This window comes from Rothia nasimurium, assembly GCF_928381415.1.
GTDB lineage: Bacteria > Actinomycetota > Actinomycetes > Actinomycetales > Micrococcaceae > Rothia > Rothia nasimurium_H.
The window spans coordinates 156,801-169,821 of the sequence record NZ_CAKMSF010000007.1; the positions used below are offsets into that span (position 1 = coordinate 156,801).

At 63.4% G+C, this 13,021-nt stretch carries 11 protein-coding genes; 9 read left to right on the forward strand and 2 right to left on the reverse strand.

Translation table 11 applies throughout. The annotated features are described in order from the left end of the window. Positions 1 to 50 precede the first annotated feature (50 nt). Entirely contained in the window at positions 51 to 1,844 is a 1,794-nt protein-coding gene (locus L7A20_RS09555; protein WP_237223251.1) for a dynamin family protein, read from the forward strand. Positions 1,845 to 1,859: 15 nt separating this feature from the next. Next, positions 1,860 to 3,575 (forward strand): dynamin family protein, encoded by a 1,716-nt coding sequence (locus L7A20_RS09560; RefSeq protein ID WP_237223253.1) that lies wholly within the window; start codon positions 1,860 to 1,862, stop codon positions 3,573 to 3,575. Between the two features lie 67 nt (positions 3,576 to 3,642). On the opposite strand, the gene L7A20_RS09565 is transcribed toward L7A20_RS09560, so the two are convergent. Then, a complete protein-coding gene (locus tag L7A20_RS09565; protein ID WP_135013841.1) occupies positions 3,643 to 4,359 on the reverse strand; it encodes an IclR family transcriptional regulator in 717 nt (238 codons plus the stop codon). 219 nt (positions 4,360 to 4,578) lie between these two features. Between L7A20_RS09565 and leuC the strand changes: the two genes are divergently transcribed. The 6 genes from leuC to L7A20_RS09595 all read left to right on the forward strand — a co-directional run bounded on the left by leuC (position 4,579) and on the right by L7A20_RS09595 (position 11,239). After that, positions 4,579 to 6,000: a 3-isopropylmalate dehydratase large subunit gene (gene leuC / locus L7A20_RS09570; RefSeq protein WP_237223255.1), complete on the forward strand. Its 1,422-nt coding sequence runs from the start codon at positions 4,579 to 4,581 to the stop codon at positions 5,998 to 6,000. Positions 6,001 to 6,046: 46 nt separating this feature from the next. Continuing rightward, complete coding sequence (leuD, locus tag L7A20_RS09575; protein ID WP_237223257.1) at positions 6,047 to 6,640, forward strand: 3-isopropylmalate dehydratase small subunit; 594 nt, start codon at positions 6,047 to 6,049, stop codon at positions 6,638 to 6,640. Between the two features lie 219 nt (positions 6,641 to 6,859). Beyond that, positions 6,860 to 8,182 (forward strand): UDP-N-acetylglucosamine 1-carboxyvinyltransferase, encoded by a 1,323-nt coding sequence (gene murA, locus L7A20_RS09580; protein WP_237223259.1) that lies wholly within the window; start codon positions 6,860 to 6,862, stop codon positions 8,180 to 8,182. Between the two features lies 1 nt (position 8,183). Continuing rightward, a complete protein-coding gene (locus L7A20_RS09585; RefSeq protein ID WP_237223261.1) occupies positions 8,184 to 8,957 on the forward strand; it encodes a lysophospholipid acyltransferase family protein in 774 nt (257 codons plus the stop codon). Positions 8,958 to 8,979: 22 nt separating this feature from the next. Then, complete coding sequence (locus tag L7A20_RS09590) at positions 8,980 to 10,071, forward strand: NAD(P)H-dependent glycerol-3-phosphate dehydrogenase (RefSeq protein ID WP_237223263.1); 1,092 nt, start codon at positions 8,980 to 8,982, stop codon at positions 10,069 to 10,071. 40 nt (positions 10,072 to 10,111) lie between these two features. Then, on the forward strand, positions 10,112 to 11,239 hold the full coding sequence (locus tag L7A20_RS09595; protein ID WP_237223264.1) for a D-alanine--D-alanine ligase family protein: 1,128 nt from the start codon (positions 10,112 to 10,114) through the stop codon (positions 11,237 to 11,239). A gap of 102 nt (positions 11,240 to 11,341) precedes the next feature. Here L7A20_RS09595 and L7A20_RS09600 read toward each other — a convergent pair whose 3' ends face one another. Beyond that, positions 11,342 to 11,869, reverse strand: a complete 528-nt coding sequence (locus L7A20_RS09600; protein WP_237223266.1) for a DUF3515 family protein — start codon at positions 11,867 to 11,869, stop codon at positions 11,342 to 11,344. 149 nt (positions 11,870 to 12,018) lie between these two features. Here L7A20_RS09600 and L7A20_RS09605 point away from each other — a divergent pair, with 149 nt between their 5' ends. After that, complete coding sequence (locus tag L7A20_RS09605; RefSeq protein WP_237223267.1) at positions 12,019 to 13,020, forward strand: hypothetical protein; 1,002 nt, start codon at positions 12,019 to 12,021, stop codon at positions 13,018 to 13,020. Position 13,021: the final 1 nt, after the last annotated feature.

Genomic DNA, 13,021 nt, shown 5'->3' on the forward strand with positions numbered 1-13,021 from the left:
ATTAGCTGCCAAACCCCGCGCGCTTCGCTAAACATGCGAGAATAGGGTACGTGCACAACGAATCAATCACTCCCGCTCTCACCGCAGTTCGCGATGCCCGCAATACCCTCGCTGCGGCGTCCTTCCCCCTGGTCACCGGCTCAGCCGACGCAGCGCGCAAGGAGGCGCGTACCGCCGTCACCCAGCTCGATGACTACATCTTGCCTAAGCTGGCTACCCTCGATGCCCCGCTGACCGTCGTGGTGGGTGGCTCTACCGGTGCCGGCAAGTCCACCCTGGTCAACACCCTGATGGGGGAGCCCGTCACCCGCTCCGGCGCGATCCGACCCACCACCCGCCAGCCCGTCCTTCTGCACCGCCCCGAAGACGCTGACGCCTTCACCCCGGAGCGTATGCTGCCCCACCTGGTGCGAGTGCCGGTAGCCCCCGGCGAAGCCCTGCCCGGTGCTAACCCCCACAAGGGCCAGGATGAGCTGGTCACCGTACCCGTCGACTCCCTACCCGCCGGGATCGCCCTGATTGACGCCCCCGACTTTGACTCGGTCTCAGACGAGAACCGCCGCCTGGCTCAGCAGCTTTTGCGCGCTGCCGACCTCTGGCTCTTTGTCACCACCGCCAACCGCTACGCCGACGCCGTGCCCTGGGAGATTCTGCGCCAGGCCGCTGCCCGCGATATCACCATCGCCGTGGTGCTCAACCGCGTGCCTGAGGGCGCCGAAGACGAAATTGAAGCCGACCTCACCCGCATGCTGACCGAAGCGGGCATCACCCCCGCCCTGATTCACTCTGTGACCGAACAGGAACGCGACGAACGCGGCCTGCTGCCCTCCGTCGCCCTTACCCCCCTGATTTTCTGGCTGCGCTCCCTGGGCGCTGACGTGGACGCCCGCTCCGATATCGCCCGCCGCACCCTAGAAGGCGCGGTGCGGGCGGTAGGGCAGCAGGCAGCTATTCTCGCCCAAGCTGCCGGTGAACAGCAGGACGCCGAAGCCCGCCTGCGTGCGGACGTCACCTCAGTCTTTGAACGAGCCCTGGCCAACCTGAACGAGGCCACCCAGGACGGGCAGATGCTCCGCGGCGAAGTTCTGACCCGCTGGCAGGACTTTGTGGGTACCGGCGAATTCTTCCGCCAGGTAGAAACCACTATCGGTAAGGTGCGCGACCGCGTCGCCGGCTTCTTCAGAGGTACCCCGCCCACCCGTGCCGTAGAGGTGGAACAGGCCCTTGAAGTGGGTCTGCACTCGGTCATTATGGAAGAGGCTGCTGCCGCTGCCGAAACCGCCCAGCGCCGCTGGCTCGAAGACCGAGCCGGGCGCGCCCTTCTGGCCGGGGACGACCTGGCAGCCCTGGGCGAGAACTTCTCCGAAGAGGTTGCCGAGTCGATTCGAGCCTGGCAGCAGGACGTAATGGACATCATCTCCGCCGAAGGCGCAGGTAAGCGCCAGCGGGCCCGTTTCATGTCGCTGGGCGTCAACGTCACCGCCGTGATTCTGATGGTGGCGGTCTTCTCTATGACCGGCGGCCTAACCGGCCTGGAGGTTGGCATCGCTGGCGGCTCAGGCGTCGTTGGCCAGAAGCTGTTGGAAGCAATTTTCGGTGAGGACGCCGTGCGCCGCATGGCAGCCGGTGCCCGCACCCGCCTCGAAGAGCGTATGCGAGAGCTCCTTGTCAGCCAGCAGGAACGCTTTACCCAACGCCTGGATGAGGCAAGCGGCAGCACCGATCCCGAAACCCCCTCAGCTGCCGACCTGACCGAAGCGGCCCAGATTCTGGCCCACGCGGGGGAGCAGCTGGCGTCCGCCTCCACCGCAGCCAACCCCGCACCCACTGCCGAGACCAAGTAAGCGAGAGTACCCACAGTGACCACCACAGATACAGCTTTCGCCACCACCGCCCTGGCCACCCGTCTGGACGCCCTCACCGAGGCGCTTGACCTGGGCGAAGGACGAGTAGCCCCCGAAACCCTTGAAGCCGCCCGCGCAACCCTGGGCCGGGCAGCAACCCGCCGGGAACTGTCTGCCGAACACACCGTCATCGGTTTCTTCGGGGCTACTGGCTCGGGCAAGTCCACCCTCTTCAACGCGGTGGTCGGTAAAGACATCGCCAAGAGCGCAGCCCGCCGCCCCACCACCTCCACCGCCCAGGCCGCCATCTGGGGTAAGGACGGGGCAGAACCCCTGCTGGACTGGCTAGGCGTCACCAACCGTACCTACATGGACGAAGACCCAGCCCTGGCCGCAGAAGCCCTCAACCGCGCCGACGTACCGGTCACCGTGGGCATGTGGAACAAAATCCGCCGTTCGGTGGGAGCTGGCAAGACCGAACAGGCCACTGGCGGGCTGGTGCTTCTTGACCTGCCCGACTTCGATTCGGTAGAGGCCTCCAACCGGGCGATTGTGGAGAAAATGGCCCAGTGCGTGGACGTACTGGTCTGGGTCATGGACCCCCAAAAATACGCCGATGCTGTGATTCACCAGGACTTCATCCGGCCCTTAGCCGCCCACGGGGCAGTGACCCTGGCCGTGCTCAACCAGGTCGACCGCCTAGACGACACCGAAGTCCCGGCAGTTCTGGACTCCCTCAAGCTCCTACTGGCCCAGGACGGGCTCACCTCCACCCTGCTTGCTGATCCGTTGGGGGTTTCTGCCCGCACCGGTTACCAGATACCCCGCCTGCGCGAGATTCTCGGCCAGGTGGCCGTCGCCAAGAACGCTGCGGTGGCCCGCATCGAAGCTGACCTGGCGGGCGTCCGCTCAGACCTTGCTGCCCAGGACGGCGGGGGAGAGCCCGCCGGCATCACCGCCGCAGCAACCACCCGGCTCGAGGACGACTTCTACACTGCCTCGGGTGCAGAAGCCCTGGTCAAAGCCGCAGCGGACTCCTACAAGCTGCACGCGGCCTCGTCCACCGGCTGGATTGCAACCCGCTGGCTACTCAAAATCAAACGCGACCCCCTCAAACGCCTGGGCCTGCACAAGGACCACGACGGAGCGCCTATCTCTAAGTCCTCCCTGCCACCGCTAGGAGCTCCCCAGAAAGCGGCCCTCTCAACCTCCCTGCGCACCTTCGCCACGAGCGTCTCAGACGGCGTTGAAGAGCCCTGGAGCCACTCCATCAGGGCAGCAGCCAGAACCTTCGAAGGCCAGCTCCCCGGCGAAATCGAGCGGGCCGCAGCCACCGTGCACTACGACGCCCAGAAGAAGCGCTGGTGGTGGCACCTGCTCAACGCCCTGCAATGGATCGGGCTGGCAACAGCTCTTGTGGGCCTGCTCTGGCTCACCGGCCTGGCAGTGGCAGGCTACTTCCAGATTGTGCTGCCCGATCCACCCACCATCGAGGGCTTCCCCCTGCCCGTGCCCACCCTGTTCGTAGCCACCGGCATTTTACTGGGCATACTCACCGCGGCCCTAGGTCGAGGGCTAGCAGCAGTGGGACACCGCATCTACGCCAAGAACATCCGCCGCCAGCTCGAAACAAACCTGGCAGATGTGGCAGCCCGCTGCGTCACCGCCTCTGTACAGGATGAGCTAGCCCGCCTAGAGGGCTACCGCCAGGCCCTACACGAGGCCCGATAAAACGAAAACTCCCCGCCCACCGAAACCGGTGAGCGGGGATTTTCTGTATTTCAGCCTCTTAGCAGTTCTAGCTACGCAGCGCCTCAGTCAGCGCAGCAGCAGCCTCGCACACTACTTCGGCGTGCAGGCGGCCGGGCTGGCGGGTTAGGCGCTCGATGGGGCCCGAGATGGAAACCGCCGCAATGACCTTGCCAGAGGGAGAGCGCACCGGCGCTGAAACGGACGCGGTACCGCGCTCGCGCTCGCCGACAGACTGGGCCCAGCCGCGGCGGCGGACGGCTGCCAGCATGGTGGCTGAGAAACGGGCGTTGTGTAGGCCCTCGACCAGGCGGGCGTGGTCTTCCCAGGCGGTGAGGATCTGGGCGGCAGAACCGGCTTTCATGGAGAGCTGGGTGCCCACGGGGATGGTGTCGCGCAGGCCGATAGGACGCTCTGCGGAGGCCACACAGACGCGCCAGTCGCCCTGGCGGCGGAAGACCTGGGAGGACTCACCGGTGACGTTGCGCAGGTTGTTGAGCACGGGGCCGGCAGCTGCGATTAGGCGGTCTTCACCGGCGGCGCTGGATAGTTCGCCCAGGCGGGGGCCGAGCATGAAGCGGCCCTGAACGTCGCGGGCTACCAGGCGGTGGTGGGTGAGGGCAACAGCCAGTCGGTGGGCCGTGGGGCGGGCAAGCCCGGTGGCTTCAACGAGCTGGGACAGGGTGGCGGGGCCTGCTTCGAGGCAGTCAAGAATGTGGGCGGCTTTGTCGAGGACGCCGACGCCTGAGCTGCGGTTATCTTGCATGGTGGTAACTTTCGCCTGTGGTCGTGGGCCGGGCAGTGGCCCAGATGAATGGTGCGGTGGGGAGCCTTTCGGGTGTGAAAGATTGAGAGCTAAAGGATTGTGTCCGTATAACCTATCATGACTTCTCATATGGTGATATGCAAGTTCATTTATTGGAAAGATTTTCTTCGGCGGGTCACACTTGTTAAAGCACCACGAGAAAACTTTATGGAGGACTCCATGGCTGGTATTACCGACCATACCCCGCGAACTTTGGCTGAAAAGGTTTGGGACGCGCACACTGTAGTGCCCGGCAAAAACGGCAAGCCCGACCTGCTCTACATCGACCTGCACCTGGTCCACGAAGTCACCTCACCTCAGGCCTTTGAGGGTCTGCGTCTGGAAGGACGCCCCCTGCGTCGTCTCGACCTCACCATCGCAACTGAGGATCACAACACCCCCACCGAGAACATTTTCTCCACCATCGCTGATCTGACCTCCCGCACCCAGATCGAAACCCTGCGCAAGAACGCCGAGGAATTCGGCGTCCGTATCCACTCCCTGGGCGATAAAGAACAGGGCATCGTGCATGTGGTGGGCCCCCAGCTGGGGTTGACCATGCCCGGTATGACCGTGGTCTGCGGTGACTCCCACACCTCAACCCACGGCGCCTTCGGTGCTCTAGCCTTTGGCATCGGCACTTCTGAGGTAGAGCACGTGATGGCTACCCAGACCCTGCCCCTGGCTCCCTTTAAGACCATGGCTATTAACGTAGAGGGCACCCTCAAGCCCGGCGTGACCGCCAAGGACATCATTCTGGCTGTTATCGCGGAGATTGGTACCGGCGGCGGCCAGGGCTATGTGCTGGAATACCGTGGCTCAGCCATCCGTGCCCTCTCCATGGAGGGCCGCATGACTATCTGCAACATGTCCATTGAAGCAGGTGCCCGCGCCGGTATGGTGGCCCCCGACCAAACCACTTTTGACTACGTCAAGGGCCGCCCCCACGCGCCCACCGGCGAAAACTGGGACGTCGCCGTTGAATACTGGAAGACCCTGCCCACCGACGAGGGAGCAACCTTCGACCGCGAAGTCTTCATCAACGCCGACGAGCTAGAACCCTTCGTTACCTGGGGTACCAACCCGGGGCAGGGCGTCCCCCTCTCCCAGGCTGTGCCCTTCCCCGAGGACTTCGAGGACGAAAACGAGCAGAAGGCTGCTGCCCGCGCCCTGGAATACATGGACCTGACCGCAGGTACCCCCATGAAGGATATCCCCGTGGACGTGGTATTCCTGGGCTCCTGCACCAACTCCCGCATCGAGGATCTGCGCGCTGCCGCCGAAATCGTCAAGGGCCAGAAGCTGGCTGAGGGCGTGCGCATGATGGTTGTCCCCGGCTCCCAGAAGGTACGAGCCCAGGCCGAAGAAGAGGGCCTGGATCAGATTTTCAAGGACTTCGGCGCCGACTGGCGTTTTGCCGGTTGCTCCATGTGCCTGGGCATGAACCCCGACCAGCTGGCCCCCGGCGAACGCTGCGCTTCGACCTCCAACCGCAACTTTGAAGGACGCCAGGGTAAGGGCGGACGCACCCACCTGGTTTCCCCTCTGGTCGCCGCCGCTACCGCCATCCGTGGCACTCTCTCATCACCGGCAGACCTGTAGGCCCTCTTTGAATGAACCCGGTAAGCCCGGGTGGAACGGATTTTTCATGGAACCCATTAAGAAGCACACCGGCGTTGGCGTGCCCCTGCGTGCCTCTAACGTCGACACCGACCAGATTATCCCCGCCGTCTACCTCAAGCGCGTGACCAAGACCGGTTTCGACGACGCCCTGTTCGCTGGCTGGCGCAAGGACGAGAACTTTATCCTCAACCAGGAGCCCTACAGGCACGGTACAGTGCTGGTTGCCGGCCCCGATTTTGGCACCGGCTCATCCCGCGAGCACGCGGTCTGGGCGCTCAAGGACTACGGTTTCCGCGTGGTCATCTCAGCTCGTTTCGCTGATATCTTCCGCGGTAACTCCGGCAAGCAGGGGTTGGTCGCTGCCCAGGTGGACCAGGACAACATCGAACTGATCTGGAAGCAGCTAGAGGCCGAACCCGGCACCGAAGTCACCGTTGACCTGGAAGAAAAGACCGTCACTGTCGGTGCTTTGACCGTGCCCTTCCAGATTGACGACTACGTGCGCTGGCGCCTGATGGAGGGCCTGGACGACATCGGCCTAACCCTGCAGCACGAGGACGCTATCACCGCCTACGAGGCCAAGCGCCCCGCCTGGCTGCCCCGCACCCAGCAGCTGTAAAACCCGCCCACAGCTTAACCCAAAGGACGCCGTGCCCCGAGCACCGGCGTCCTTTTGGTGTTCTGCCTGGCCCGTCTAGATAAGTAAAAGCTGTGGTATGGCTAAGAACACCGCCTGTACAACAACCAGTGCACCTAAGTGGGGTAAAGTTGGTAAACGAGAATTGACGCGTAAAGTAACGCGAATCAACACCCTAGTAGTTTTGACGATTGGACATACATGGTCAGCGCACTGCGTATTGAAGGTGGCACCCCTCTGAAGGGCGAGGTAAACGTCCGCGGTGCTAAGAACCTGGTCCCCAAGGCCATGGTTGCCGCCCTGCTGGGTTCCACCCCCTCGGTGCTCCGCAACGTTCCCGAAATCAAGGACGTACAGGTCGTTACCGACCTGGTTGAGCTGCACGGCGTTTCGGTGGACTACAACGTGCAGGCCGGTGAGCTGCGCATGGACCCTTCGAAGGTCTCTGTAGCCAACCACACCGACATTGAGGTGCACGCAGGCGACTCCCGCATCCCGATTCTGCTCTGTGGCCCCCTGCTGCACACTATCGGTGAGGCCTTCATTCCCGACCTGGGTGGCTGCAAGATTGGTGACCGCCCCATCAACTGGCACCTGCGCGTGCTCGAAAAGTTCGGCGCCAAGATTGAGAAGCTGCCCACCGGTATCTCTATGAAGGCCCCCGTAGACGGCCTCAAGGGCGCCCAGATTAACCTAGAGTACCCCTCAGTTGGTGCTACCGAGCAGGTTCTGCTGGCCGCTTCCCGTGCCAAGGGCAAGACCGAGCTGACCGGCGCTGCTATTGAGCCCGAGATTATGGACCTCATCGCTATCCTGCAGAAGATGGGCGCCATCATCACCGTCGAAACCGACCGCCAGATTATCATCGAGGGTGTTGACGAACTCACCGGCTTCAACCACGTGGCTATGCCCGACCGCAACGAATCAGCCTCCTGGGCTTCAGCAGCCCTGGCTACCGGCGGCGATATCTTCGTGCGCAACGCCAACCAGAAGGACCTCTCCACCTTCATCAACGTCTACCGCAAGCTGGGCGGCGGCCTGGACATCACCGACGAGGGCATCCGCTTCTTCCACCAGGGCGGCGACCTGAACCCCCTCTTCGTTGAAACCAACGTGCACCCCGGCTTCATGACCGACTGGCAGCAGCCCCTGGTCGTAGCCATGACCCAGGCTAAGGGTGTCTCCGTTGTTCACGAGACCGTCTACGAGAACCGCTTCGGCTTCACCGACGCCCTGGTTCGCATGGGCGCTACCGTGCAGCTGCACAAGGACTGCCTGGGCCCCACCCCCTGCCGCTTCGGCCACCAGAACTTCAAGCACTCAGCCATCATCACCGGTAAGACCCCCCTGCATGGGGCTGACATCAACGTGCCCGACCTGCGCGGTGGCTTCTCCCACGTGATTGCTGCCCTGACCGCTGAAGGCACCTCAAACGTCACCGGTGTTTCTGTGATCTCCCGCGGTTACGAGCACTTCGTTGATAAGCTCACCGCCCTGGGCGCTAACTTCGAGGTCACTGCCTAAGATGAGCAAGAACAGCGCTTCTTTGAGTGATATCAAGCCCACCAAGATGGGGGACACGGTTTACACCGTAGCCGGTACGCTCCTGCGACCCCTCTACAACCTGCCCATGAAGGCGCAGATTGAGGGGCGGGAGAAACTACCCAAGACCGGCGGGTTTATCGTGGTCTCAAACCACCTGACTGTGATAGACCCGATTACCGCAGCCTACCCCCTCTTCCTTGAGGGCGTGCTGCCCCGGTTCTTGGCCAAAGAAGCGCTGTTTAGGGTGCCGGTGCTGGGCTGGCTCATGCGCCAGTGCGCCCATATCCCGGTTGCCCGCGGCTCAGCCCGGGCCGGACAGTCTCTTGAAGTTGCCCAGAATGTTCTGGACGCCGGGGGAGCGGTCATTATCTTCCCCGAGGGCACCCTGACCAAGGACCCCGACATGTGGCCCATGACCGGTAAATCGGGGGCAGCCCGCCTGGCCCTGGCCACCGGCGCCCCGGTCTACCCGGTAGCCCACTGGGGCGACCAGGACTTCTGGCCCCGCCGCGGCAAGCCCCGCTTCAGCTGGCCCCGTAAGAAGGTCAAGATTGTGGTGGGCGACCCGGTCGATTTCAGCGACCTGGTCCAGCGCCGCGAAGACGGTGCCCGCTACACCCACGACGAGCTGGCCGCCGTCACCAACCGCATGCTCGACGACGTCACCGCCCTGCTTGAGGGCCTGCGCGGCGAGAAAGCCCCTGCCGGGCGCTGGAACGCCGTTTTGGACGTCCGCCAGTCACCTGACCAGTAACCGCTAGGGGAGGCACGCACCCATGACCGATGTGAAGCACCAGAAAATCGCTGTTCTTGGAGCGGGTAGCTGGGGCACCGCTTTTGCCAAGGTTCTTGCGGACGCCGCCGCCAGCTCAGGCGTCGACCGGCAGGTCGTGCTGTGGGGGCGTAACCCCACCACGATGGAAGCTATGCAGCAGAGCCGCACTAACGAGGGCTACTTCCCCGGGGTCAAGCTCCCCGATAGCATGGTCATGACGGCCGATGCCGCTGAAGCCCTGACCGGGGCCAGCATTGTGGTGCTGGCTATTCCGGCCCAGGTGCTGCGCTCCCAGCTTGAGGTCTTTGCCCCCCTGATGGAAGAGGACGCCCTGCTGGTGTCTCTGGCCAAGGGCCTAGAAATGGGCACGGGCCTGCGCATGAGCGAGGTCATGATTGAGGTGCTCCAGGGGCACCTGATTGCCAGCGGTGCAGCCCCCGAAACAGTTGAGGCTGTGCCGGGGCGGGTGACCGTGCTCTCTGGCCCCAACCTGGCCAAGGAGATTATCGCGGAGCAGCCCACTACCAGCGTGGTTGCCGCTCAAAGCGAGGAAACCGCCCGGCAGATTGCCGCTATCTGCGCCGCCGACTATTTCCGCCCCTACACCAACACCGATATCGTTGGCGTTGAAATTGGTGGCCTGGTCAAAAACGTGATTGCCCTGTGCGTAGGCATGTGCGAGGGCAAGCAGTACGGCGATAACTCTAAGGCCTCGGTCATGACCCGTGGTCTTGCTGAGACCACCCGCCTCGCTCTGGCCCTCGGAGGTAAGAGCGAGACCATGAGTGGCCTGGCAGGTATGGGCGACCTTATTGCCACCTGCGCCTCACCGCTTTCCCGCAACCATACCGCCGGTCGATTACTGGCCGAAGGCGTGGCCCCTGACCAGCTGCACACCGTGATGACCCAGACCGCCGAGTCTATTAAATCTGCCCCTGTTGTGGCAGAACTCGCGCGAAAAGTGGGGGTAGAAATGCCCATTACCGAAGCGGTCACCGCTGTGCTCGACCGTAGAATATCTGTTGAAGAATTAGCCCCCGCCCTGCTGGGCCGCACCCTTAAATCTGAGGAAAGCACCCCGGCAGCCAGCTAGGGCAGACGGGGCTGAGCCCCGCACGATACCAAAGGACGTTATGACCGAAACCAGGACCAAACCTACCGTCGCCCTGCTGTGCGGTGGGCGCTCGTCGGAGCACTCCATCTCACTGATTACCGCCCGAGGCGTTCTCGGGGCTATCGACCATAACAAGTACGATGTGGTCACCATCGGTATTACCAAGGACGGCCGCTGGTACCTGACCGATGAAGCTGCCCTGATTGAGCTCACCGAGGCTACCGCCCTGGCAGAGTTCCCAGCTGCGGGCAAGCAGGTCTTTTTGCCTCTAGGTGGCGGTGATAATCGTCTGCGCCTGATCGACTCCGCCGATGCTACCAACGTTGAGCTGGGCCCGGCTATCGACGTGGTCTTCCCTCTGCTCCACGGCCCCTTTGGTGAGGACGGCACCGTGCAGGGCCTGCTGGAAATGGCAGATTTGAAGTACGTAGGCTGTGGCGTTGCCTCGTCCGCGGTTGGTATGGACAAGCATTTCATGAAGGTGGCCTTTGAGGCCGCTGGCCTGGAAGTTGGCCCCTACGAGGTTGTAACCCACCGCCAGTGGGTGCTTGACCAGGCCGGTGCCCGCGAGCGCATTGAGAAACTGGGCTACCCGGTCTTCGTTAAGCCTGCTCGGGCGGGGTCCTCCTTTGGTATTACCAAGGTTGATTCGGCTGACCAGCTTGATGCTGCTATTGCCGAGGCCCAGGCCCACGACCCCAAGCTGGTAATTGAGGCTGGCATTGTGGGCCGGGAGATTGAGTGTGCTGTGCTCGATGGGCACCGCTCTGAGCTGCCCCGGGCGTCCTACCCCGGTGAAATTGTTGTGGTGGATGAGCAGCACGGTTTCTATGATTTTGAGGCCAAGTACGTGTCGAAGACTTCGGCTGAGACCCGCTGCCCGGCTGATCTGCCCGCTGAGGTTTCTGAGCGGATGCGCCAGCTGGCTGTTGAGGCCTTCCTGGCCGTTGACGGTGAGGGCCTGTGCCGCGCTGACTTCTTCTACACCGAGGACGGCCGCCTGGTGATTAACGAGGTCAATACCATGCCCGGCTTTACCCCGATTTCTATGTATAAGACCATGTGGGAGAACACCGGCCTGGCCTATGGTGATTTGATCGACGAGCTGATTTCTCTGGCCCTGGAGCGCCCCCTGGGCCTGCGTTAGGAGCCCCCGACGGCACCGGGGTAAGCCCCCTGCCTCTAGATGCCAACGAAACCCCCGCTACCTGAGACGGTAACGGGGGTTTTCGCTTACACGGTTTCTCGTTTAGCTGCCGGTGCCGCTGTCGACACCGGTGAGGGTGTCATCGACACTGGTGCACTGCATCTGCTGGGGTATCTGGGCAACGGCCGATGATACTTCTGCAAGGACGGTGGAGGACGAGACCCGGTCAGCGTCGAAGGTTACCTGCACGGCGGGGTCGCGGCCGAAGGTTTCGGCAACCCAGGTGCCTGTGGCAGTTTGCTCGGCGGCAGTAGCGAGTTCTTCGTCGGCGGGCTTAACGATCCAGTCAACGCCGTTGACCGAGACACAGGTATCCGACACGGGGGCTGTGCCGAGTTCGACCCCGCACTTGAGGATGACGGCGCTGGGGTCGCCCCAGGCGGTGGTGGCCTGGGCGGTGGTTTCGCGCTGCGCCAGGCCGCTCACGGTATCGGGCATAGCAACCAGGGCGTAGGCGCAGGTGGGGTTAGCGGCGTCTGGGGCCGGTTCGAGGTTGACGGCACCTGCCCCGCAGCCGGTCAGGCCTAGAGTGGTCAGGACGAGGACGAGGGGTTTGCGCGGTGTTCTCACCTGGCTATTGTATAACTTTCGCTGTGGCAGGACGCCGGTGGTGAGGGGCGCTAGCCGGGGGAGAGCAGATTCGGTAGGGTAGGGATAGAGTTAGCCGGGGCAGGTAGCCGAACAAGACTACCTGGATATGAGCGATGGAAGGAGGGGCTGTGAAGCAGAAGACCTATTATGCGGCGGGGACGGCTCTTGCCGTGACGGTAGCCCCCCTTGCCCTGCTCGCCGGGCAGGTTTTCACCGGCCCCCAGAGCGCTTTTGCCGCTGACCCGACAGAAAGCCCCGCCCCGACAAGTTCCATACCCACCGGCATTCCGTCGGTGGGTGAGAGCCCGAGCGAGAGCCCTAGCCTGGAGGTCACAGTTGCCCCTAGCGCTACTGAATCACCCAGCCCCGAAACACCAACACCTGGGACTCCCACACCGGAGGCTCCTAGCCCCGAGCCTACGAGTGCGGAGCCGACAAGCCCCGCGCCTGAACCTAGCTCGCCCGCGCCATCTAGCCCGGCACCAGAACCCACCAGCGACCCGCTGCCTTCGGCCGACCCTGAGCCGGTTCCTGCCCCCAGCGAGTCGGTCATCGTGCTTCCGGTACCGCCGGGGGAGACATCCGCCCCTGATGTGACCGGCGGAGCTGCCGGGCTGCCCAGCCTGCCCGCCGCCGACCCCTCGGCCCAGCCGTCCGCCGGTACGGGCCAAAGCGAGGGCAGCCAAGTTGCGGCACCTGGCCAGGGGGCCTTCGTGCCCTCAACCCTGGGCAACAGCGTCGCCGGGGCCCAGGATCCGACCCGGATGGACGCCGATACCAGCCAGCTGGAAACCTCACCGGTAGATGGAACCGTGCTGGGTATTTTCTCAAGTAGCCAGCAGAACCCCGGGTACGCAGGGGCACCTGAGTGGGTGGAGGGCTTCTTGAACGTGTCGGGGGCCCAGGGGAACAGATCTTCATCTGCCGACCCCAACCAGGCTGCCGGTGTTGCCGGGGCAGAGGCCCAGGGGCACCAGGCTGGGGCGGTGACCGGGGGGAGTATCTTCCAGCGCGGCAACACCATTATGAACGGTGCCCGCCCCCTGCTGATTTTTACGGGTATTGCCACGGCGGGCCTGGCCCTGGTGGTCTTTAACTTTGTGTGGCGTAACCGTGCGCCCAGGAACTAGG

What these genes read in the sequence shown, in the direction of transcription:
- L7A20_RS09565 (WP_135013841.1), bottom strand. Translation starts at nt 4,359, where the DNA reads ATGCAAGATAACCGCAGCTCAGGCGTCGGCGTCCTCGACAAAGCCGCC.
- L7A20_RS09595 (WP_237223264.1), top strand. Translation starts at nt 10,112, where the DNA reads ATGACCGAAACCAGGACCAAACCTACCGTCGCCCTGCTGTGCGGTGGG.
- L7A20_RS09590 (WP_237223263.1), top strand. Translation starts at nt 8,980, where the DNA reads ATGACCGATGTGAAGCACCAGAAAATCGCTGTTCTTGGAGCGGGTAGC.
- murA (WP_237223259.1), top strand. Translation starts at nt 6,860, where the DNA reads ATGGTCAGCGCACTGCGTATTGAAGGTGGCACCCCTCTGAAGGGCGAG.
- leuC (WP_237223255.1), top strand. Translation starts at nt 4,579, where the DNA reads ATGGCTGGTATTACCGACCATACCCCGCGAACTTTGGCTGAAAAGGTT.
- L7A20_RS09585 (WP_237223261.1), top strand. Translation starts at nt 8,184, where the DNA reads ATGAGCAAGAACAGCGCTTCTTTGAGTGATATCAAGCCCACCAAGATG.
- leuD (WP_237223257.1), top strand. Translation starts at nt 6,047, where the DNA reads ATGGAACCCATTAAGAAGCACACCGGCGTTGGCGTGCCCCTGCGTGCC.